The organism is Pseudomonas sp. FW306-02-D09B (assembly GCF_058782685.1).
The window spans coordinates 1-20,519 of the sequence record NZ_JBYSXY010000014.1 but is presented as its reverse complement, the minus strand read 5'-3'; the positions used below and the strand labels follow the sequence as shown (position 1 = coordinate 20,519).

The window sequence follows — 20,519 nt, the reverse complement described above, 5'->3', positions numbered from 1 at the left end:
CAGTTGTCGGTCTGCAACGAGGTGCTGTAAGCGATGTTCGCCGCTTCGGCAACCGCTTGTTCCTGATTGACCTGATCAGTGATCACGGTGGCGAACTTGACCACTTTGTAGAGTTTTTCATTCGCGTCGTGCACCGGGTTGTAGGACGCTTCGAGCCAGACCACTCGACCATGGCTGTCGACGCGTTTGAAGCGGTCGGCCACGAACTCGCCAGCGTTCAAGCGTCGCCAGAAGTCCTGATATGCGGAGCTGTTGTACTCCTCGGGCTCACAGAACATGCGGTGATGTTTGCCTTTGATCTGCGCCAGGCTGTAACCCATACCGTTCAAGAACCGCTCATTGGCCGCCAGCACATTACCGTTGAGGTCGAACTCGATGACGGCTGTCGAACGAACCAGCGCCCCGATCAGGTTCTCGTGTTCACGTGACGCCTCGATGGTTCGGGTCAGGTCACTGGAGTAAATCGAAAAGTGTCTTATCCGGCCATCCGAGCTACGAATCGGCTGGGCAATAGAGCGCAACCACGCTTCCTCGCCATTGCCTCTGAGCAAGCGCACAGCGCCCGCGAAGTGCTCACCACGGGTCAGGGCATTCTTGAAGCGCAGGTGAAATTCATCGGTCTTGACGTGGGCCGGAACGATCTCTTCGATGTGCCGACCAATCAGGTCATTGCCCTTGTAGAGCATTTCCTGGGCGAAATTCTGGTTAATCGATTGCACCCGTCCATCAGGGTCCAGGGTGAGCACAAGCATCTCGCTTTCCAGGCTTTCCTTCACTTGTTGAAGGCTGGAGAGTTCCTCGCGAAGAGCCGACAGCTCCTGCTTCAAGCGTTTATTGAACATGGCGATGCACCGATGGGCAGGGTTGAGAGCGTCCTTCAGACTTACCATCGGCCTTACCCGGCTTTTCTGAAGAGCTTTGCCGGGTTGTCCTACAAAAATAGTTGGCAGCTGGCCACTATGCGCCCGTAATGCCTCAAAAACGGCGTTTTGAAGGGCGATTCAACACGCTATAGTCTGCGCTGCACCACCGCCACCTACAGGAGAATCGACGCATGGATCAGTCACGCAAAGCACTATTCGATGGCATCGCCCAACAGCTGGGGCACCGCTTCGACGGTGAAATGCGCATTGGCGGCAACTACGTGCCTGCGGTGCAAAACGGTGATGAGGTGTACGTCAGCGGGCAGATTCCACGCATTGAAAATACGGTGATGGTGGTGGGCCGGATCGGTGCCGAAGTGTCGTTGGATCAAGGCCGGTATGCCGCGCAGATCTGCACGATGCGCGCATTGGCGATCCTCATGCAGTTACTCGGCGACCTCGAACGTATCAAGAAGATCTTGCGCATTAACGTCTACGTGCAAAGCGCCGCCGACTTCACGCAACAAAGTGAAGTCGCCGACGGTGCGTCGGAGGTGCTTTACCGGATTTTTGCCGAAGCCGGTGTTCACACACGGACCTCGGTAGGCGTGTACCAGTTGCCGAAAAACGCCTCGGTCGAAGTCGACATGATCGTCGCGCTTGAGCCTGAACCAGCACCGTTTGAGGAAGATGAACCCTACGATTGAAGTGCCTCAGGGACTGCAGGCCACGCCAGCCGCATGATCGACCCGCGGCAGGCGTGAGCCGAAGTACAGCGCTGCGCCAATCCCGACCGCCCCCATCACCGCGCAGAACATCACACAGATCCATGGGCTCCACGGCATCAGGCCAATCAGCAGCAACGGCGTGATACTGGCCCAAATGGCGTAGGCAATGTTGTAGGTAAAGGAAATACCCGAGACACGAATCCGCGCCGGGAACAGGTTGACCATCACCGACGGCACCGCACCGACCACCCCGCAGCCCAGACCGGCAATGGCATAGGCCAGGCCAATCCAGTGTGCTCCGCCAATCAGGCTGGCGTAGAGCACGCCAATCCCCAACGGTAGCAGCAGGCTATAGAGCATCACTGTGCGCCAGGCACCGATACGGTCGACGATCAACCCGGCGATCACGCAGCCGACGTTCAGAAACACGATGCCCAGACTGCTCAGGGCGAAAGTATGACTGGCGGTCATGCCAAAGGTTTTCTGCATCATGGTCGGGGTGATAACGACGAAGGTCACCACCGCCGAGGTCAGCACGCAGGTGAGGATCACCGCCGGCAGCATTGCCAACCGATGCTCACGCAACACTGTGCGCAGCGGCAGCTCGACATGCCGTTCGCGACTCGCCTGCATGGCCATGAACACCGGGGTTTCATTCAGCCAACGACGCAACCAGACGCCAATCACCCCGAACACGCCACCTAACAGAAACGGGTAACGCCAGGCGTAATCGAGGATCTCCGTCGGGGTGTAGACCCGCGCCAGCAAGGTTGCCGTCAACGCACCGATCAAGTAACCAAAGGTCAGCCCGGCCTGCAGGAAGCCCAAGGCATAACCCCGGTGCGCGGCCGGTGCGTGCTCGGCCACGAACACCCAGGCGCTTGGCACTTCACCGCCCACCGCCGCGCCTTGTAGCACTCGCAGGAGCAACAACAGCAACGGTGCGAAATAGCCGATCTGGGCGTAGGTAGGCATGATCCCGATCAGCAGGCACGGCAACGCCATCATCAGGATGCTCAGACTGAAGACCTTCTTGCGTCCCAGCCGGTCAGCAAAGTGCGCCATCAGAATCCCGCCCAGCGGCCGCGCCAGGTAACCGGTGACAAAAATCCCGAAACTTTGCAGCAAACGCAACCACTCGGGCATTTCCGGAGGAAAGAACAGTTGGCTGAGGGTCAGGGCGAAAAATACGAAGATGATGAAGTCGTAGATTTCCAGTGCCCCGCCGAGCGCCGCCAGGCCCAGGGTCTTGTAGTCAGACCGGGAGAACGGTGCCGGTCGTGCATCAAGGATGGCAGTCATAAAAATGCTCTGAAATGGGCAAAAAAAACACGGCGCCCATGGTCTACGCAAAAACGCGTTCGAACAACCCGTTAGACCATAGTCCCAAGTGTGCAAAACAGCACCGCAAAAACATCTTGATTGATTTACTGTTTATGTCTGAGCGCAAGGGCCTGCGCGGCCCGGCTCGCACCACAATAAACATAAAAATAGAGGTACTCCCGTGGCCGCCGCAATCGAAGATAGCCGCTCCGCCCGCTTTGCCCTGCACTGCTCGAACTTTGCCGAACGCTGGTTTCCCGACTCCTGGGTGTTTGCCGCGCTCGCGGTCATTATCGTTGCCGTGGCCACCATGATCATGGGCGCCAAGCCCACCGATGCCGCGATGGCCTTCGGTGACGGTTTCTGGAGCCTGATCCCGTTCACCATGCAAATGGCCTTCGTGGTGATCGGCGGCTATGTGGTCGCCAGCTCGCCACCGGCGGTGAAACTGATCGACCGCCTGGCGCGCATCCCGAAAAACGGTCGCTCGGCGGTGGCCTGGGTCGCCCTGATTTCCATGGTCGCATCATTGCTCAACTGGGGGCTGTCGCTGGTGTTTGGCGGTTTGCTGGTGCGTGCACTGGCGCGCCGTACCGATCTGCGTATGGATTACCGTGCCGCCGGTGCCGCCGCTTACCTGGGGCTCGGCGCAGTCTGGGCGCTGGGGCTGTCTTCGTCGGCAGCGCAGTTGCAGGCCAACCCGGCCAGTTTGCCGCCGTCGATCCTGTCGATCACCGGGATGATTCCATTCACCCAAACGATTTTCCTCTGGCAGTCCGGTGTGCTCTTGCTGGCGCTGATCGTGGTCTCGTTGATCATCGCCTATGCCACCGCCCCCGGCCCGAACTCCGCCCGTGACGCCAAGGCCTGCGGCATCGACCCGAGCTTCAGCCTACCGGCACCACAGCCACGCACTCGCCCTGGTGAATGGCTGGAGTACAGTCCGATATTGACCATTTTGCTGGTACTGCTGGCGGCCGGATGGTTGTTTCACGAGTTTTCGACCAAACCTGCGATCAGCGCGATCTCGGGCCTGAACACCTACAACTTCCTGTTCCTGATGCTTGGCGCCCTGCTGCACTGGCGCCCGCGCAGCTTCCTGGATGCGGTGGCCCGTGCGGTGCCGACCACCACGGGGGTGATGATCCAGTTCCCGCTGTACGGTTCCATCGCCGCGCTGATGACCGTGGTCAAAGGCACCGACGGCCAGACCCTGGCGCACCATATCTCGACCTTCTTCGTCAGCATTGCTTCCCACGACACCTATGCCCTGCTGATGGGCGTGTACTCGGCGATCCTCGGTTTCTTCATTCCGTCCGGCGGCGGTAAATGGATTATCGAAGCGCCGTACGTGATGCAAGTCGCCAACGACCTCAAATACCACCTGGGCTGGGCCGTACAGATCTACAACGCCGCCGAAGCCCTGCCCAACCTGATCAACCCGTTCTACATGCTGCCGCTGCTCGGCGTGCTCGGCTTGAAGGCGCGGGACCTGATCGGGTTCTCGTTCGTGCAACTGCTGGTGCACACGCCTCTGGTGCTGTTTCTGTTGTGGGCGCTGGGGACGACGCTTGCGTATGTGGCGCCGGTGATGCCGTAACTGAACATAGCCGCGCCTGCCACAAACGGGCAGGTGCGGTTGTCACGCAGATCCATCAGGCAAACACTTCAACAGCTCCGGTAACGCTGCCTGAACCGTGTCCCACACAACCTCAAGGTTGATATCAAAGTAGCCGTGGGCGATTCGGTTGCGCATGCCTCGCATGCTGCGCCATGGCACTTGGGGGTGTGTTGCGGTGAATTCGGGGTAACCATCCATGATTTTGGTGGCGGCCTCACCAATAATAATGAGGCTCATGATGACGGCTTGCTGAGTGCGTTTGTCGTCGAAGAACTCCTCTTTAATCAGGCCCTCGACAAAGATCAGTGCATCGCCAGCGGCCTGACGCATATGGTCGAGTTAGTCATCGAGGCGATTCTCGTTCATACGGGGAGCGCCTGAGCCAACACCTGCTCACGAAACTTTGCCGGTAGATCTCCAGGCGTCAGCAGATCAACGGAAACTCCGAGTAAATCCTCCAGTTCGACCTGCAAGCCACCAAGATCAAATAGCGTTGCCCCCGGTAGCGCATCCACCAATAAATCCAGATCACTGCCGTCCTCGTCAGTGCCACGTAGCACCGAGCCGAAAACACGTGGGTTGGTGGTATGAAAGCGCCCAACTACTTCACGCACGGCGGCACGTTTGAGGTCCAGAGCGGCTGACGGTTTCATGCAGTACCCTCTCGATTCACAGCAATATGGCGCCAGTCTAGCAGCGCTGGCAAAGACTTAACGCTAACATTACTGGTCGCGAAATATTCGCTGACATGCGGCCGCGAACGCCTGAAGCACTCAAGCAGTTGCGGAGCTCCCCTCCAAATACTTTTGCCCCAATCTACGAGTAAACCACCCGGTAGCATTTTCGTCATATTCGGTTGCTACCGTCCGCACGAAATACTTTGTAACCAATTAATGCCTTAAAGATCCAGGAATCAGGATGAACGACGACAAAGAAGGAAACGGCCCACCACCTTCCACCGACAGCCCCACCGACACCAGCCGTCGGCGCTTTCTGGGGGGCGTTGCAGTCCTCGGCGTCGGCGCAACGCTAAGTGCGTGCGGCAACACTGGCGACACGCCGGGCAAGCCGGAAGAGCGGCCGCTGTCGCCTGCCGAGCTGGACAAGGCCTTACGCGATCAGGTGAAAAACGTGGTGGTGATCTTCGCCGAGAACCGCAGTTTCAATAACCTGTTCAGTGACTTCCCTGGCCTTGAAAAACCGTTGCCAGCACTCAAGCCTGAGGACTATCAACAACGCGACCGGGATGGCAGTCTGCTGGAAACCTTGCCGCCGGCCTGGGGTGGCGTGTTGCAGATCGGCCCGCAAACCCTTGATGGTGTGACGTATTCGAACGAAACCCAATTCCAGGAACACTTGCCCAATGCCCCCTACGCCCTCAAGGGCCCGAATGGCGAAGACTTGCCGTTTGGCCTGGTGACGCGGGATTTGTGGCATGTGTTCTATCAGAACCAGATGCAGATCAACGGCGGCAAGAACGACCGTTTTGTCGCCTGGGCCGACTCGGGCGGCTTGACCATGGGGCATTACGCCCAAAGCCGTTATTCCCTGCGTCTATGGGATGTGGCTCGGGAGTTTGTGCTGTGCGACAACTTCTTCCAGGGTGCTTTCGGTGGCTCGTTTCTCAACCATCAGTACCTGATCAGTGCCGCCGTGCCGTTTTACCCGGATGCCGTCAACTCGGTGGCCAAGGCGCAAATCGCTTCACTGCAAAGCGATGACCCGCTCGACACGCGCCTCAAGCCACTGGAGAAATCCCCGGCCAGCGCCATGAGCGGTCCACCGCAGTTCGGCCCCAGCGCCCTGACCCCGGATGGTTATGCGGTCAACACCATGGCCCCGCCTTATTGGCCGACCTGGATCCGCGATCCGGAACGCCCGGAATACGCCAAAGCCGATCTACCCAGTGTGCTGGTGCCGCAAACCCACGAACACATCGGCGACAAGCTGTCGAAGAAGAACATCGACTGGGCCTGGTACGCCGGCGCTTGGCAGGCGACGCTGGAGCAGTTCAAGGACTCGGGGGGCATTCCGAAGATCCCCAACTTCCAGTATCACCATCAGCCGTTCAACTACTTCAAGCAGTTGGGTCCGGAGAACCCGGCAGAACGCAGTAAACACCTGCGCGATGGCGGTCTGGGTGACGAGTCGAGCACCAACCGTTTTTTTGCCGATGCCGAAGCCGGGAAGTTGCCGGCGGTGAGTTTCTACAAACCCCAGGGCAACCTGAACATGCACGCCGGTTATGCAGACGTGGCGTCCGGCGACCGGCATATCGTCCGTGCCCTGAAGGTGCTGCGCGAAAGCCCGCAGTGGAAAAACATGGTGGTCGTAGTCACGGTCGACGAAAACGGCGGCTGGTGGGACCACGTCGCGCCACCGCAAGGTGATCGCTGGGGCCCGGGCACACGAGTGCCGGCGTTGGTGGTGTCGCCATTCGCCCGTAAAGGTACGGTGGATCACACGGTGTACGACACCGCGTCGATCCTGCGGCTGATCACCCGGGTGTTCCAGCTTGAGACGCTCGACGGGATCAAGCAGCGCGATACCGCAATGATTGCCCGAGGCCAGAAGCCGATGGGCGATTTGAGCAATGCGTTGCATTTTCCCGGCTGATTGATTTTCAGTCTTGCGATCTTTTCGCGTGGGTACTAGACCTATCAACGCAAGTGGTTTCAGTATGTAACCGCCCTCGCTTCCGGGGACCCACGCTGAAAAGGATCTGAGCATGTTCAAACTCGCAGGATTGAGCCTCACCCTCGCCGCCCTTACCTTGGGCGCTACCGCCCACGCCGATACCGACCTGAAACTGGGCAGTACCGAACGGGTAACGCAGCTGTTCGCCTACCCCAACAACTGCAACGTGATTTGCTATCGCGACTGGACGCTGGAGCAAACGGTCGAACACTACCTGACCCAAAGCGTTCAGCGGGACGGCTACACCACGGCAAAAGTCCAGGTGAAAACCGATAACAATCAACTCTATGCAAACATCAGCGGCGTGCCAAAGGACTACGCAAAACCGTTGACTGCATTGCTCGATGCCGGGGATCTGGCCCACGCCGGCGCCAACAAACTGAACGCCGACGGCAAGTGGGCATACAACTGGTACCTGTTCCTGCCCTTGGGCATGGCGCTGGAAAACCGCAAAAGCGTCGAGCTGCTGCACTTTCCACCGGACTATTCGCTGACCCAGGCCCAGGACTACCTGGAATCGAAGACCACCGACCGCTGGGCGACGCTGCTGACCGCCAACGGTATCGCTGCCGAACAAACACCGGCCTACCAGACCATTATCGATATCGCGCCGATTGCCGCTCCCGCCACCGCCGGCAATGACCTTATGGGCGTCTACGGCTATTTCAAGGACTACCAGACCACCCTGGTCAAGCAATTCAGCCAGACCGCCAACGGCGTGACCTTACCTATGGTGGCGTTCGGTGCACCGGTGCGTAACTGGGTCAAGGAGCAGTATGGACAGAGCGTGTCCGTGTTGGGGCTGGCACAAATCAGCCCAACCCCGGGCGTGAAGGTACCGGTACTGGGCTCTAACCATCCCAGCTACATCTGGTATGCGGCCGACCCGGCGAACTATGACAACGATCAGGCCAAAGCCGATGCAGCGGGTTTGAAGGTGATGGGCCAGGACTTGAGTGCGGCTTGCTGGCAAGCAGGGATGGGCAGCAAACCCGCCGGTGACCCGAGTACACAACTCAACACCTGCACGCAAACCTGGCAAGTGGCCCAGAAGGAGAAAACCTGCGAGCTGTTCTACGCCTCGATCCGCAATCTGACGCCCAAACAAGCTGCAGACAAGTGTTCGGCCCCTGACATCAAACCCCAACTGGACCAGTTGAAAGTGCCTGCACCCGCACTGGCTACATCGCACCTGTAATCCTGCGGACACGCTTGCTGCGTAAGTATTCGCTGACGCAGCAGGCAGCCTCTATCGCCTGTCAGATCTGACAGTAGACCCTCTGTTTCATTTGCGAGACTCTTTAAGCGTACCCATGTGCTGCAGGGCTGGCAGGATCGCCAGCCTCCGGTGGTCGCAGCGCCCAATGAACAAGGATCGTTATGAAGCCCCAGGCCAGGGACAACGCAGCTACGCTGTCGAGCAACTGCATTTACCCGAACAAAGAACTCAGAGTCAGCCAGGGTTACCCCTCCAGAGCTCACTTCACGGTTATCCAGACTGACGATGGGCGCGGCGCAGCCATCACGGCACAGCGCGATTACCTGCGCATCAGTCGCATCTGTCGGGTATCGGGACTGCTGATCCATACCCGCCGTTTGCATACCCTGCAACTGGCGCCAGGTATCCACGTCTACGACCCGTTTTTTTCCGGACTACTGCTGCATTCCTGCGACCCTAACGTTTTTCTCGACATGAGCGAACTGTGTTTATGGGCGCTGAAGGACATCGTGCCCGGCACTGTGCTGTGCATGGACTACGCCAGCACTGAAGAGAAGCTGACGCGTCAGTTCGCCTGTCAGTGCTGCTCGCCCGACTGCCGTGGCTGGATCACCGGCCACAATGATCCACCAAACGCCGAAGGCCAGAGGTTCTTGCAACACTGGCATCGACATAACCCCTGATAAACGGAGGCTCAGCGCCGTTTACAAGGCACCGACCGGACGCAAACGGTATTGCGGCGGCAGTTGCTCGAAACCGCTGATGGTCGCGTTCAGGCTCTTCCAGCGACCGTCCTTGATCCCGTAGATGCAACCATGGACCGACAGGCTCTGCCCACGGTGCCAGGCATTTTGCACAATGCTGGTATGACCGACATTGGCCACTTGCTGGATCACGTTGAGTTCGCAGAGACGGTCGACCCGCTCTTCTTCAGTCGGCAATTGACCAAGCTCTTCGCGGTGTTCGTAATAAAGATCGCGAATCGAGCGCAGCCAGCCGTCGATCAGGCCCAACTGGCGGTCCTGCATCGAGGCGCGCACACCGCCGCAACCGTAATGGCCGGTGACCAGGATGTGTTTGACCTTGAGCACGTCCACTGCGTACTGAATCACCGACAGGCAATTGAGGTCGGTGTGCAGTACCACGTTGGCAACGTTACGGTGCACGAACAGGTCGCCAGGCAGCATGCCGACGATTTCGTTGGCCGGTACGCGTGCGTCGGAGCAACCGATCCACAGGTATTCAGGGGTTTGCTGGCGGGCCAGTTTGGCGAAAAACTCAGGATCTTCCTGATTGATCGCATCGGCCCAACGCGCGTTGTTATCAATCAGATCTTGTAATTCGTTCATGCTCTGAAGCCTCAAGAATGGTGCGTTGCTTTGACAGACAACCGCCCGTCGGGGTCACGCGGATGTTGCAGTAGCCGAACAGAAATGCCTTGGAATCTTTAAGGATAACGCCTGTCCACCCTATAAGGCCCCACATTATGAGGAATTTCCATGACTGATTCACGACGTCCTTACGGCGCGGTTCAACCCGAGCCTATCGACGACAACGAAGACCGCATGGGCTCAATGCGCGAACTGGATTTCGATGAAGAAGAACCCGGCGAGACCATCGGTGGCCTGACCCGCGAGCACGAGCGTGAGCAACAAATGCCCAGCGAACGCGTACGTGAAAAAGGCACGGGCGGGACCGCGGCAGACGACGACCCCATTGACGACGACATGAGCCCGGAAAACCTGATCCGCGAAGATGGTGCCCGTGACGCTCATGAAGCAGGAGAAGACTTCAGCGCCGATTGGGACTTGAGCATTGTCGATGAGGACGAAATCGGCGGCGGCAACGGGCTGGATGAGGCGGAACTGGCAGAGCGCGATCCGGTTGATGGCAATCGGTAATCCTGTGGCGAGGGAGCTTGCTCCCGTTGGGTCGAGAATCGGCCCTGAAATCAGCAACCGCGATTTATCAGAAAGAGCGCGTTAGCCGATTTTACAACTGCTTCGCCCGAGCGCGGACTGGCCGGCGGGAGCAAGCTCCCTCGCCACAATGGTTATGTATCAATCCACCAATGTGCAGGCCATGACGACTGCATCTTCACGCCCACCCACCGCCGGGTAGTAATCGCGACGGCGACCGACTTCATTGAAACCATAACGCTCATACAGACGGAATGCCGCCTGATTGCTGTCGCGCACTTCCAGGAAACACTCCCGGGCTTTGGCTTCATAGGCACGGGACATCAAGTGCTCAAGCAGCCTCAAACCAAGCCCGCGCCCCTGATTTTCCGGTTTGACCGTGATGTTCAGCAGATGCGCCTCATCAAGGATGATCTGCACCACACCGTGGCCAACCTGTTGCTGACCTTCGAACATCAGCCAGATCTGGTATTTGCCCAGACCATCAAGAAAAATCCCACGGGTCCAGGGATGGCTGAACGCCGCGTATTCGATTTTCAGTACAGCGTCCAAATCCGCTTCAGTCATCGGGCGGAACGATACAGCGTCACTCATTCGATTCTTTCCAACGCGCCATCAGCCGACGCATGGCTTGCCAGGCATCAGCCTTACGCTGTGGCTCTTCCATTAATAATTCCAGGCCGGGCAGCGCCCAGACCGACCCCAGGCCTTCAACCTGAAGTTCGCGGTTGTAGGCTTCAGCATTTGCCTCACCGGCAAAACGCACCGCCGGCAGGCCGATCAACCACAGGCACACGCAAGGCGCGTCTTCCAGGCGAGCCGAAAGGAACCCTTGAACGAAATCGCGGGCAGCTTCCGGGCCCTGATCCATCGTTCCGCGTACCAGCAGCGGCCAGCGGACCGGTTCGCCGACAATTTGCGGGCTGTCCGGCAGACCGGCGGCGCGCAGCATGTCCTTGAGCAGCAAGTAGGCCGGATCGCGAGTCTGGAACGCACCGCCTGTGGGTAACTCCACCAGCAGCAGGCAACGGCCGGCCCGCAACAATTGCAGGGCAAAACGCGGCGGCGGCACCTGCGGCGCCTTGGCCACGACCGGTGCGTCTTCGGCGTCCTCGACCGGCTTGCTCGCTGGGCGCGCAACCGAAGGCGTCAGGCGCGGCACTTCGACCTTGACCCGTTCGGCCGGCTTGGCCACAGGCTCTACGGCAGCTTTCGCGACCTGAGGCGGCGCAATCGGCGTCTCGACCAACGGCTCCGGCGCTTCCAGCAGCTCGGGCCGCGACGGTGCGGCAAAGGGCAATTCGGTGCGCGGCAGCCAGTTGACCACCTGCATAGCGGTCAAATAGGCGCGGCGACGGGACTCGATAAGCAAAGGTCGGCCACTTGTGGATAACGGATAGTGCAGGGATTCTACCGCCCTTCGCTCAAGATCGCCCGCAGTTGATCGATAGAAAAGCGACTGTCCGTCCCGTCGATGCCTCGAGAGTGATTCCCATCGCACGTGATGCAGTACAATCGCTGCTTTTAATCGCCAACCAGCCGGCCATTCCAATGATCGAACCCAAGCGCGTCTTGCGCGCCCTCGCCGAACACTGGGCACTTCTGGAGCCTTTGTGCGAGCACTTCGACCAAGGCACCCTGAGCCTCAACGAACTGCGCTCACAGCTGGCCGCCCAGCAACTGGACAGCACGCCACAGGACATCACCAGCCTGCTGGACGTGTGGATCCGCCTCGACATTCTGGTTCCGGTGGCCAAAAGCCCGAACCGTTTTGAGCTCAACGCGCAGATTCACGACTTCCTCGCCTACCTGCGCCGTGAGCACCGTCTGGGCCTGTGCCTGGAAATCGAAGCCTACCTGCGCCATCTGGAGCGGCTGGCCGGTTACATTCAGGACGCTTTCGACATCCGCGACGGCAATGATCTGGCACGCCAGCTGCGTTTGCTCGACATGCGCGTGCGCGATGTCCTGAAAAAACTCGCCAACGACGAACAAGCCCTGGTGGCCGTTGCCGAACGGGCCAAGACCAGCGACCGGCAGATTCCGCTGCGTCAGCGTTATGCCGAAGTGCTGGCGACGTGGGACGAATACGTCGAGCCGATGATTCAGTTGGTCAACGCCGACGGCGCCTTCGAGCAAGGCGTGCGCAAGGTTGAAAACGTGCTGCTGCGCATGCTCAGCGAACAACAGCGCCTCGGCCACCTGGTCGACGACGACATGCTGCTGCGCACCCACGCGCGCATCCTCGAAATGCAGACCAGCGCCCAACTGACCTTGCGTCATGCTCGCGAGCTGTTGCTGCCGCTGCGTGAAGAGGCCCGTCGGCACAACGCCGTAACCCGTGGCGCGGCGCTGGCACTGTCGATGATCCGCCGCAAGGGCATCGACGCAGTGCCACAAGCGGCGATGCCGATGTTCACCCGCCCGCAAAGTACCTTCCTCGGCAGCGCCAGCCAGGTCGAAGCCTACGTTTATGCACTGGCGCGTTTCGAGCCAAAACCGGCACGTTTCCCCAAGGCCCACAAAACCCAAAAAGGCGAAGCCCCACGGGCACCGCGCACCGTTCGGGAAATGCTCGAGCGCTGCGAAGACGCGCTGCCGATGCCGGACTTGATGACCTGGCTGCTGGAACAGGAACCGGACGGCGCGACCGACGAGTTGCTGTACTGGTTCTCCCGTCTATCACGGGAAAAACGCTTCAAGCGCGAGCGCCTGGAACGCCGCGATTACCACACTCACGAGCATCAGGTCAGCCTGCGCTCCTTCGCCCTGCTCTCGGCCCGCGATGACGCGCCCGAGAATTCTGCGAGCACATCTAATGCATCTTGATCTATCCGAACTGTCTCAGCTGGCGCCGATCTTTCGCGAGCTGTTCAAGGGCTACCACGTCAGCCGTCGCGATCCTGAACTCTACGCGCAGCTGTCGAACTTTCAGGACCAGTACCGCACGCTGTTCAAGGCCCTGGGGTTTGAACTGGTCTGCGACACCCGTGGTTTCTACTACTTTGTGCCGGACCTCGCCGCTGCGGCGGTGAACAAGACCGCCCAGCGCTTGGCACTGTTCACCTTCATCCTTGTCGAGCATCTGGCCGACCAGGGCCGCGATCCGATTGCCGTCCTCGATGGCGGCAGCCTCGGTCGCGATGAACTGCCGTCGTTGCTGGAAAAATACCGCGACCTGTTCATTCAGGCCGAAGTGCAGACCGTCGAAGAACTCGAAGAAAAGATCATGCGCCGCATGACCCAGCTCGGGTTCGCCAGCGAAGAGAACGGCATCTACCGTTTCCTGCCGCCGATGCACCGTTTCCTCGACGTTTGCCTGTCGGTCCAGCAAGACCGCGACCTGGCCGCCAGCTTGCACAGCGTGCTGCCATTGCCGGTGCCAGTGCTGATCGATGACGACAGCGACGAAAAACTGCTGAAAACCGATGATCCGCTGGACCTCAGTGACTTTGCCGAAGACAGCGAAGAAGATGCGCTGGCCCGTGCCATTGCCGAAGAACAGGAGCTCGACGCATGAGCAAGGAACGCTACGGCATCCGCCGCTTTGCCCTTTTGAACACCGCCGGCTACAGCCTCGGTCTGTTCCCGCTGGAAGAGCCGCTGTCGGTCTACGGCGCGAACAACCTCGGTAAATCCGCCTCGATCAACGCCTTGCAGTTCCCGATCCTGGCGCGCATGTCGGACATGAGCTTCGGCAAGTACAGCCTGGAACAATCGCGGCGTTTCTATTTCGCCACCGACACCAGTTACATCCTGGTCGAAGTCGCCCTGCCCCACGGCCCCCACGTGATTGGTGTGGTCGGACGTGGCCCGGGCGGTGGTTTCGGTCACCAGTTTTTCGCCTACGCGGGCAAACTGGACCTGGCCCATTACCAGAAAAACGACACCTGCCTGCGCCAGAAAGAGCTGTTCACCAACCTTGAGCGCGAAGGCCTGAAAGCCTACGAACTCAAACCGGATGAACTGCGCCGCTTGCTGGTCGGTGGCCACACGTCGGTCCCGTTGGACCTGACGCTGATTCCACTGCGCTCCACCAGCGAGCAGAGCCTGAAAACCTTCCGCGCACTGTTCATCAACCTGCTGCACATGCGCGAAATCACTGCGGCCAAGCTCAAGCAACTGTTCCTCGATGCCTTTGAACACAGCCTGCGTTCCGGCAGTGTCGATTACATTGCCGCCTGCGAAGAAGCCTTCCGCGACGTGCGCCGCATGGAGCAGGATTACAACTCGCTGGTCACCGCCGGCCCGTTGGTCGAAGCGCTTGCTGCCGGCGTGACCCAGCGCAACATCCTGCGCGGCAAGTTGCACCGCATCTCACCGTTGCTCGACTCGTTGCTCGGCACCTGGTCGGACTACGCCAGCGCGCGCAAGGAAGAGCTGACGATTCAGGCCGAACACTACCGCAACGAGCAGGACGCACTGCAAAACGATCAGCGCGGCGGTACTCAGGAACTGATGCGCCTGGAGCGCGAAATCACCGGCATCCAGCGCTGGCTGGGCGAGTTGTCGGTGCTCAAGCATCGCTTCGCCCTGGTCGACGACGTCAAGGTGCTTGAACAGCAACTGCTCGCCGCCAAGGACGCACACGATGAATTGGCCGGTGCGCTGGCACAGTCCCGTCAATTCAGTGCCGAAGACCTCGAAGAGCGTCTGCGGGATCTGGAAAAACGCCTGAAGTCGGTCAAGCAGCAACTCGATCACGCCGACAACAATAGCTACGCCCGCTTGCGCGAAGAGTTCTCGCAACAGGACGTCGAACGCCTGATGCGTCTGTTCAACAGTGCGCTGTTCAGCTTGCCGCTGGGCGAACATGGCATTGCCCTGGACGAAGACGGCCAGTGGGTCAAATCCATGGAGCTGATCCTCGACGGCTTCAAAGGCGAGCGCTTCGAAGTGCCGGGCCTGTCCATCGACCTGTCGCACATCGAACCACCGGCCCTGCAAGCCCTGGCCGACCGCGCCGCGCTGCGTGACCAGAAAGACCGTCTGGACAAAGAACTCAAGCAACTGAAAACCCAAGCGGCCGTCGTGGCGGACCGCGCGGCCAGCAAGACCCAGACCGAAGCGCTGTACCAACAAGTGCTGGATGCGCAAAAAGCCCTGGAAGACTTCCGCCGCTCGCAAACCCTGAGCGCCGAGGAAGGCGACAAGCTGGAGCAGCTGGCTCAAATGGAAGCTGCGCAGGACGAGTTGAAGCGTTCCAGCGACGCCTTCACCGAACGCGTCCAGCAACTGTCGGCCAAGCTGCAACTGGTCGGCCGGCAGATCGGCGACATGGAAGCCAAGCAACGCACTCTCGACGATGCCCTGCGCCGCCGGCAGCTGTTGCCGGCAGACTTGCCGTTCGGTACGCCGTTCATGGACCCGATCGACGATTCCATGGACAACCTGCTGCCGCTGCTCAATGACTATCAGGACAGCTGGCAAGGCCTGCTGCGTGTCGACGGGCAGATTGAAGCGCTTTACGCGCAGGTTCGTCTCAAGGGCGTGGCCAAGTTCGACAGCGAAGACGATGTCGAGCGTCGCCTGCAATTGTTGATCAACGCTTACGCGCACCGCACCGACGAAGCCCTGACCCTCGGCAAGGCCCGCCGTGCAGCGGTCACCGACATAGCCCGGACCCTGCGCAACATTCGCAGCGACTACGACAGCCTTGAACACCAACTGGCGCTGTTCAACCGCGAGATCAACAAACGTCAGGTCTCCAACCTGCAAAGCTTCCGCATCGTGCTGGCGCCGAACAAGGAAGCCCTCAAGCACATCGACCAGATCATCCACAGCGCAGGTCAGTATGAGGAAGGCGAAACCCTGTCGGTGTTCGACCTGAGTCAAAGTGCCGATCAGGACAACAAGAACGAAGAAGCCAAGGAATACCTGGCACGGTTGGTGGCTGCGAACCACAACCAGTTGGGCCTGAAGGACCTGTTCGAACTGGCATTCGAAATCACCAAGGTCAACGGCCAGCCGGTGATTCACACCGACATCGATGGCGCGGCGTCCAACGGCACCACCATGACCATCAAGGCGCTGACCAACATGTACTTGTTGCTGCACTTGATGGATCGCGACCAGGCCGGGCGTGTACGTTTGCCGTACTACCTCGACGAGGCCGCGGACATCGACGAGAAAAACCAGGCCGCCTTGCTGGAAACCAGCTTGCAGCTGGGCTTCGTACCGATCCTCGCCAGTGTGAAGCCGCAGGTCTGCGCCAGCGTCGCCATCGACCTGGAAGGTGGCAGCGGGCCGCAGGGTATCTACATCGACGAGGCGGACTGGAAGTACATTCGCCGGCATGACGAGGTGAAGGCGACAGTCAACGTTGAGTCGACTGAACCGGAACTGGACGAGGTCTGATCCTTTTACCGGCGTCGTAACGAAAAAGGCCGCGATCCAATGGATCGCGGCCTTTTTTATGGTTGCCGTTGCGAGTTATTTACCGAGGGAAATCTTCGGCGCCCAGGTCAGCCATTCATCTTCGAACTTGTCGAAAAGCGGGAAGGTCTGCTCGGGCCGTGCCGGACTGCCCATGCGATCTCCTTCCGGAGTAGCGAACGCAATGCCGCCCTGGATCAGCGTCTCCAGCGACTCGGTCCGCACCGTTGCGCCTTTGAACAGCCCGAAGTCCAGGCCAAAGCCGCTGGTGTTCCAGAAACGTGTTCCGCTGCGTACCAACGGCGCGTACTTCGGCTCGATCAGGATGTGGACCAACACGCGATCCGCCGTTTGACCCAGTTCATAGCCGGTGACTTTGCCGACGGTGATTTCACGATAAGTCACCGGCACGCCGGTTTTCAGCGAACCACGGCGAGCGGCGCTCAACACCAGACTCAGACCGGCCTCTTCCTTGACAGACTCTGGAGGATTGGCCAGTGCCACGAAATTTTTCTGTGGACCAAGGTTTTTCGCGGCGGGCTGAACCTCGATGTATTGCCCGGAGACCAGGGTTTCCAGGTTGGACGTTTTGATCAGGCCCAATTCCGGCTTGACCACCCAGAACTGGCTGCCGACTCGAGCAATGCGCTCCGGCACTTCAGTGATGCGTGCGGTGAGCAACACCGATTGCAGATCATCACTGAGGTCGACGTTTTCTACCTTGCCGACATCCAGACCTTTGAAGCGAATCGGCGTGCCGGTGCGCAAACCGTCGGCACGATCGACCTTGATCGTGACCACGGCGCCTTTCTGGCTCGCCTCCTCACGGTTGGCGAACAAGCGAAAACGCGGAATCCGCTTCTGCAACGGCGCCGTAGCTTTCGGTGTTTCGAACGCAATACCACCGGCCATCAGGCTTTGCAGGGATTCGCTTTTGACCTGAATCCCGCCGGTGAGGCCACCAGTCAAGGTAATTCCGCTGGCGTTCCAGAATCGCGTCGAGGCGTTGACCAGTCCTTCGTACTCCTTCTCGATGTGTACACCGATGACCAACTGCTTTTTGGTTCGAGAGAACTGATAGCTCTGCACCGACCCGACCTTGACCTGCTTGTAGAGAATCGGACTCCCGACTTCCAGCGAACCGAGGTTTTCGGTGAACAGCACCAGGTGCAGACCTGGAGAACGCAGATCCAGCGGCGGCGGCTTCGGCCGGGCTTCAAATTCACGTTGCGGCGCGCCGCCCTTGTCGCCTGGGCGCACGGCAATGTAGTTACCTTTGACCAACGCCTCCAACCCGGTGATCCCGGCCAGCGAGATTGAAGGTTTGACCACCCAGAACTGGGTCCCGGTCACCAGATAATCCTCGGCCAGTGGATCAAGGGTCAGCTCGGCCGTGGCACTGGACAAGTCCGGGTCGATCTTGAGCGCTTTCAGGTTACCGACCTGGATGCCTTTGTACATCACGGGTGTGCGGCCGGCCTGCAGGCCTTCGAAGTCGCTGAGTTTCACTTTGACACGAATACCGGCCTGAGCGGCGTCGAAGTCTTCATAGAGACGAAACGGCAAGCTTGGATCGGTGGGCGGGCTGTCTTTGCGGTTGTCCGGCGTGGCGAAGGCGATACCGCCCGCAACGATACTGGCCAGCGACTCGCTGCGCACTTTCACCCCTGACAGGTTGGCGTCAATGCTGATCCCGCTGGCATTCCAGAAACGCGTATGTTTGCGCACCAGGTTGGCGTAGGTAGGCTCGATAAAGACTTTGATCTCGACGGTGCTCTGGTCTTCGGACAGCAGGTAGCTTTTCACCTGGCCAACCTGGATCTGCTTATAGAACACCGGACTGCCACGGTTCAGGGAACCCAGACGATCAGCCTTGATGGTCAAGTGCAAGCCTGGCTTGGAGTCAGACAGCGGTGGCTCTTTGGTCAAGGCGGTGAACTTGCGGCTTGGCTCACCCTCACCCGGGCTGATCGCCACGTAGTTACCTGAAACCAGCGTTTCCAGGCCAGTAATCCCGGCCAGGGTGACGCTCGGCTTAACCAGCCAGAAGCGCGTGCTGGTCTTCAGGTACTGTTCGACGTCCTTGTTCATTTCGATGGTAGCGATAACCCCGCGGGTTTTTCCCTCGTCATCCAGCGCCAGGCTTTTTACCTTGCCGACCGGCATGCCTTTGTAGACAACTTCGGTCTTGTTGACCTGAATGCCTTCGCCACTTTCGAAGCGAACCTGAACCTCGATGCCGGTCTCATTGTAGGCACGCCAGCCCAGCCATCCGCCAATCATCAAGGCGATCAGGGGCAGAACCCAAATGGCCGACCAGTTCGAGGCCGGTCGAGTTTTAGCTTTAGGCAAATCAGTCATGGTCGTCGTCCGACTCCGTGTTATCCCAAATCAGTCGGGGATCGAAAGTTACTGCAGCAAGCATTGTTAAAATCACCACACTGGCGAAGGCCACCGCACCGAGATTCGCCTCGATACTGGCAAGTCGACCAAAGTTCACCACCGCCACCAGAATGGCTATCACGAAAATATCCAGCATTGACCATCGACCAATGAACTCGATAAACCGATACATCACGATACGTTGCCGTGCGGATAAAGGCTGACGCCGCTGTACCGAAAACAACAGCAATGCGATGCCCACCAATTTGAAGGTCGGTACCAGAATACTGGCGACAAACACCACGGCAGCAATCGGAAACATCCCGTGCTGAACCAGGGTGATCACGCCGGACATGATGGTATCGCCTTCACCCTGTCCTAATGTACTGACGGTCATGATCGGCAACACATTAGCGGGTATATAGAGAATCGCCGCGGTAATCAGCAACGCCCAGGTGCGCATCAAACTATTGGGGCGACGCGCATGGACCAGTGCTCCACAGCGAGTACATGTCTGCTCGTCGGTGTCCGGTTCCTGCTTGTTCAGCTCATGGCATTCGATACAAATCAGAATGCCTGCATCAATTGCCCGCATGAGCATCCTCTCCTGACAGCGCTTGCCAGATCTGATGAGGCGACATCACTACCTCAAGTAATACCTGTACCAACAGCAAACTGATAAAGCACACCAGACCCACGCCAACCGTTATCGACGCAAGGTCTGCCAGTTTGACGATGGCCACCAGCACGCCCATCAAATAGACCTCGAGCATTCCCCAGTCGCGTAGATGGTGATAAATGCGATAGAGCAGCAAGCCGTAGCTGCGCCCTATATCAAAACGAACGCTCAGCAGTACCAACAACTGACAGAGCAACTTGAGCAACGGGATTCCCATGCTGCACAGAAACACCACTACCGCTACGCCTTGCATCCCGGTATCGAATAGGCCAACAACGCCACTCCAGACAGTGTCGTGCGACGACTGCCCGAGTAGATGGAGTTGCATGATGGGTAAAAAATTCGCCGGAACATACAACAGCAGCGCGGCGATCACTAAGGCGAGGCTACGTTCCACGACATTGTGCCGGTGGGCATAGAGCTCATAACCACAGCGTGGACATAGGGCTTTCTCGCCATGAGCGAGTTGCGGCTTGCGCATCAGTAAATCGCACTCATGACACGCCACCAAGTCGTCCAGCGGTAAATCTGACAGCCCTGGGGCGTCAACCGAATCTGGCATAAAGGGCTCGGGCTCTGAAAATGACCGGCCTATTCTAGTGTTCTGGCCGAGAAATAACTGTGCAAATTTGTCCGGATTCCGGAATCAACTTTCTCGCAGGCAAAACAAAACCCCAACTGCTTTCGCAATTGGGGTTTCGGAATTTAATCTT

The 20,519-nt window shown here is 58.9% G+C and carries 18 protein-coding genes and 1 pseudogene; 9 read left to right on the top strand and 10 right to left on the bottom strand.

Annotated elements, in window-relative coordinates; genetic code table 11:
* Positions 1–65 precede the first annotated feature (65 nt).
* Positions 66–752: pseudogene (locus AC3WK5_RS21520) on the bottom strand (PAS domain-containing protein); the annotation flags it as partial.
* Positions 753–1,054: 302 nt separating this feature from the next.
* Here AC3WK5_RS21520 and AC3WK5_RS21515 point away from each other — a divergent pair.
* Complete coding sequence (locus tag AC3WK5_RS21515) at positions 1,055–1,570, top strand: RidA family protein (protein ID WP_054595593.1); 516 nt, start codon at positions 1,055–1,057, stop codon at positions 1,568–1,570.
* Between the two features lie 6 nt (positions 1,571–1,576).
* On the opposite strand, the gene AC3WK5_RS21510 is transcribed toward AC3WK5_RS21515, so the two are convergent.
* Complete coding sequence (locus AC3WK5_RS21510; protein ID WP_103318400.1) at positions 1,577–2,893, bottom strand: MFS transporter; 1,317 nt, start codon at positions 2,891–2,893, stop codon at positions 1,577–1,579.
* Between the two features lie 202 nt (positions 2,894–3,095).
* Here AC3WK5_RS21510 and AC3WK5_RS21505 point away from each other — a divergent pair, with 202 nt between their 5' ends.
* The gene (locus AC3WK5_RS21505; protein ID WP_103318398.1) at positions 3,096–4,514 is read left to right on the top strand and encodes a short-chain fatty acid transporter; all 1,419 of its coding nucleotides are present in this window, start codon (positions 3,096–3,098) and stop codon (positions 4,512–4,514) included.
* A gap of 42 nt (positions 4,515–4,556) precedes the next feature.
* Here AC3WK5_RS21505 and AC3WK5_RS21500 read toward each other — a convergent pair whose 3' ends face one another.
* Complete coding sequence (locus tag AC3WK5_RS21500; RefSeq protein WP_103318396.1) at positions 4,557–4,865, bottom strand: HepT-like ribonuclease domain-containing protein; 309 nt, start codon at positions 4,863–4,865, stop codon at positions 4,557–4,559.
* A gap of 32 nt (positions 4,866–4,897) precedes the next feature.
* Positions 4,898–5,188, bottom strand: a complete 291-nt coding sequence (locus AC3WK5_RS21495) for a nucleotidyltransferase family protein (RefSeq protein ID WP_103318394.1) — start codon at positions 5,186–5,188, stop codon at positions 4,898–4,900.
* A 265-nt stretch (positions 5,189–5,453) separates the two neighbouring features.
* Here AC3WK5_RS21495 and AC3WK5_RS21490 point away from each other — a divergent pair, with 265 nt between their 5' ends.
* From AC3WK5_RS21490 to AC3WK5_RS21480, 3 genes are all read left to right on the top strand, one after another.
* Positions 5,454–7,151, top strand: a complete 1,698-nt coding sequence (locus AC3WK5_RS21490; RefSeq protein WP_103318392.1) for an acid phosphatase — start codon at positions 5,454–5,456, stop codon at positions 7,149–7,151.
* A gap of 112 nt (positions 7,152–7,263) precedes the next feature.
* Positions 7,264–8,430 (top strand): hypothetical protein, encoded by a 1,167-nt coding sequence (locus AC3WK5_RS21485; RefSeq protein WP_103318391.1) that lies wholly within the window; start codon positions 7,264–7,266, stop codon positions 8,428–8,430.
* A 182-nt stretch (positions 8,431–8,612) separates the two neighbouring features.
* A complete protein-coding gene (locus tag AC3WK5_RS21480; RefSeq protein ID WP_103318389.1) occupies positions 8,613–9,134 on the top strand; it encodes an SET domain-containing protein in 522 nt (173 codons plus the stop codon).
* A 21-nt stretch (positions 9,135–9,155) separates the two neighbouring features.
* Here the strand turns inward: AC3WK5_RS21480 and can are convergent, their stop codons facing one another.
* Positions 9,156–9,800 carry a carbonate dehydratase gene (gene can / locus AC3WK5_RS21475; RefSeq protein WP_103318388.1) on the bottom strand — a complete coding sequence of 215 codons (645 nt, stop codon included), beginning with the start codon at positions 9,798–9,800 and terminating at the stop codon, positions 9,156–9,158.
* A 150-nt stretch (positions 9,801–9,950) separates the two neighbouring features.
* Between can and AC3WK5_RS21470 the strand changes: the two genes are divergently transcribed.
* Entirely contained in the window at positions 9,951–10,352 is a 402-nt protein-coding gene (locus AC3WK5_RS21470) for a serine kinase/phosphatase (RefSeq protein WP_103318387.1), read from the top strand.
* 159 nt (positions 10,353–10,511) lie between these two features.
* On the opposite strand, the gene rimI is transcribed toward AC3WK5_RS21470, so the two are convergent.
* Both rimI and AC3WK5_RS21460 read right to left on the bottom strand, forming a co-directional pair.
* Positions 10,512–10,964: a ribosomal protein S18-alanine N-acetyltransferase gene (gene rimI / locus AC3WK5_RS21465; protein ID WP_054595585.1), complete on the bottom strand. Its 453-nt coding sequence runs from the start codon at positions 10,962–10,964 to the stop codon at positions 10,512–10,514.
* The gene (locus tag AC3WK5_RS21460; protein WP_103318385.1) at positions 10,957–11,703 is read right to left on the bottom strand and encodes an energy transducer TonB; all 747 of its coding nucleotides are present in this window, start codon (positions 11,701–11,703) and stop codon (positions 10,957–10,959) included. The genes rimI and AC3WK5_RS21460 overlap by 8 nt, the downstream gene beginning before the upstream one ends.
* A gap of 218 nt (positions 11,704–11,921) precedes the next feature.
* Between AC3WK5_RS21460 and mksB the strand changes: the two genes are divergently transcribed.
* Genes mksB through mksF form a run of 3 tightly spaced genes read left to right on the top strand, consistent with a single transcriptional unit; the run spans position 11,922 to position 16,727 of the window.
* Positions 11,922–13,199, top strand: coding sequence for an Mks condensin complex protein MksB (gene mksB / locus AC3WK5_RS21455; RefSeq protein WP_054598235.1), 1,278 nt, complete (start codon positions 11,922–11,924; stop codon positions 13,197–13,199).
* Positions 13,189–13,890: an Mks condensin complex protein MksE gene (gene mksE / locus AC3WK5_RS21450; RefSeq protein ID WP_103318383.1), complete on the top strand. Its 702-nt coding sequence runs from the start codon at positions 13,189–13,191 to the stop codon at positions 13,888–13,890. The genes mksB and mksE overlap by 11 nt, the downstream gene beginning before the upstream one ends.
* Entirely contained in the window at positions 13,887–16,727 is a 2,841-nt protein-coding gene (mksF, locus tag AC3WK5_RS21445) for an Mks condensin complex protein MksF (RefSeq protein ID WP_103318381.1), read from the top strand. Before mksE ends, mksF begins: the two co-directional genes overlap by 4 nt.
* Positions 16,728–16,802: 75 nt before the next feature.
* Here the strand turns inward: mksF and AC3WK5_RS21440 are convergent, their stop codons facing one another.
* Genes AC3WK5_RS21440 through AC3WK5_RS21430 form a run of 3 tightly spaced genes read right to left on the bottom strand, consistent with a single transcriptional unit; the run spans position 16,803 to position 20,368 of the window.
* Positions 16,803–19,106, bottom strand: a complete 2,304-nt coding sequence (locus AC3WK5_RS21440; RefSeq protein ID WP_103318379.1) for a PqiB family protein — start codon at positions 19,104–19,106, stop codon at positions 16,803–16,805.
* On the bottom strand, positions 19,099–19,722 hold the full coding sequence (locus AC3WK5_RS21435) for a paraquat-inducible protein A (protein WP_019693707.1): 624 nt from the start codon (positions 19,720–19,722) through the stop codon (positions 19,099–19,101). The genes AC3WK5_RS21440 and AC3WK5_RS21435 overlap by 8 nt, the downstream gene beginning before the upstream one ends.
* Positions 19,709–20,368 carry a paraquat-inducible protein A gene (locus AC3WK5_RS21430; protein WP_103318377.1) on the bottom strand — a complete coding sequence of 220 codons (660 nt, stop codon included), beginning with the start codon at positions 20,366–20,368 and terminating at the stop codon, positions 19,709–19,711. Before AC3WK5_RS21430 ends, AC3WK5_RS21435 begins: the two co-directional genes overlap by 14 nt.
* Positions 20,369–20,519: the final 151 nt, after the last annotated feature.

Coding starts and splice junctions, on each gene's coding strand:
- AC3WK5_RS21500 (WP_103318396.1), bottom strand. CDS start 4,865: ATGCGTCAGGCCGCTGGCGATGCACTGATCTTTGTCGAGGGCCTGATT.
- AC3WK5_RS21490 (WP_103318392.1), top strand. CDS start 5,454: ATGAACGACGACAAAGAAGGAAACGGCCCACCACCTTCCACCGACAGC.
- AC3WK5_RS21470 (WP_103318387.1), top strand. CDS start 9,951: ATGACTGATTCACGACGTCCTTACGGCGCGGTTCAACCCGAGCCTATC.
- mksF (WP_103318381.1), top strand. CDS start 13,887: ATGAGCAAGGAACGCTACGGCATCCGCCGCTTTGCCCTTTTGAACACC.
- AC3WK5_RS21510 (WP_103318400.1), bottom strand. CDS start 2,893: ATGACTGCCATCCTTGATGCACGACCGGCACCGTTCTCCCGGTCTGAC.
- mksE (WP_103318383.1), top strand. CDS start 13,189: ATGCATCTTGATCTATCCGAACTGTCTCAGCTGGCGCCGATCTTTCGC.
- rimI (WP_054595585.1), bottom strand. CDS start 10,964: ATGAGTGACGCTGTATCGTTCCGCCCGATGACTGAAGCGGATTTGGAC.
- AC3WK5_RS21430 (WP_103318377.1), bottom strand. CDS start 20,368: ATGCCAGATTCGGTTGACGCCCCAGGGCTGTCAGATTTACCGCTGGAC.
- AC3WK5_RS21440 (WP_103318379.1), bottom strand. CDS start 19,106: ATGACTGATTTGCCTAAAGCTAAAACTCGACCGGCCTCGAACTGGTCG.
- AC3WK5_RS21460 (WP_103318385.1), bottom strand. CDS start 11,703: ATGCAGGTGGTCAACTGGCTGCCGCGCACCGAATTGCCCTTTGCCGCA.
- AC3WK5_RS21485 (WP_103318391.1), top strand. CDS start 7,264: ATGTTCAAACTCGCAGGATTGAGCCTCACCCTCGCCGCCCTTACCTTG.
- AC3WK5_RS21435 (WP_019693707.1), bottom strand. CDS start 19,722: ATGCGGGCAATTGATGCAGGCATTCTGATTTGTATCGAATGCCATGAG.
- can (WP_103318388.1), bottom strand. CDS start 9,800: ATGAACGAATTACAAGATCTGATTGATAACAACGCGCGTTGGGCCGAT.
- AC3WK5_RS21515 (WP_054595593.1), top strand. CDS start 1,055: ATGGATCAGTCACGCAAAGCACTATTCGATGGCATCGCCCAACAGCTG.
- mksB (WP_054598235.1), top strand. CDS start 11,922: ATGATCGAACCCAAGCGCGTCTTGCGCGCCCTCGCCGAACACTGGGCA.
- AC3WK5_RS21480 (WP_103318389.1), top strand. CDS start 8,613: ATGAAGCCCCAGGCCAGGGACAACGCAGCTACGCTGTCGAGCAACTGC.
- AC3WK5_RS21495 (WP_103318394.1), bottom strand. CDS start 5,188: ATGAAACCGTCAGCCGCTCTGGACCTCAAACGTGCCGCCGTGCGTGAA.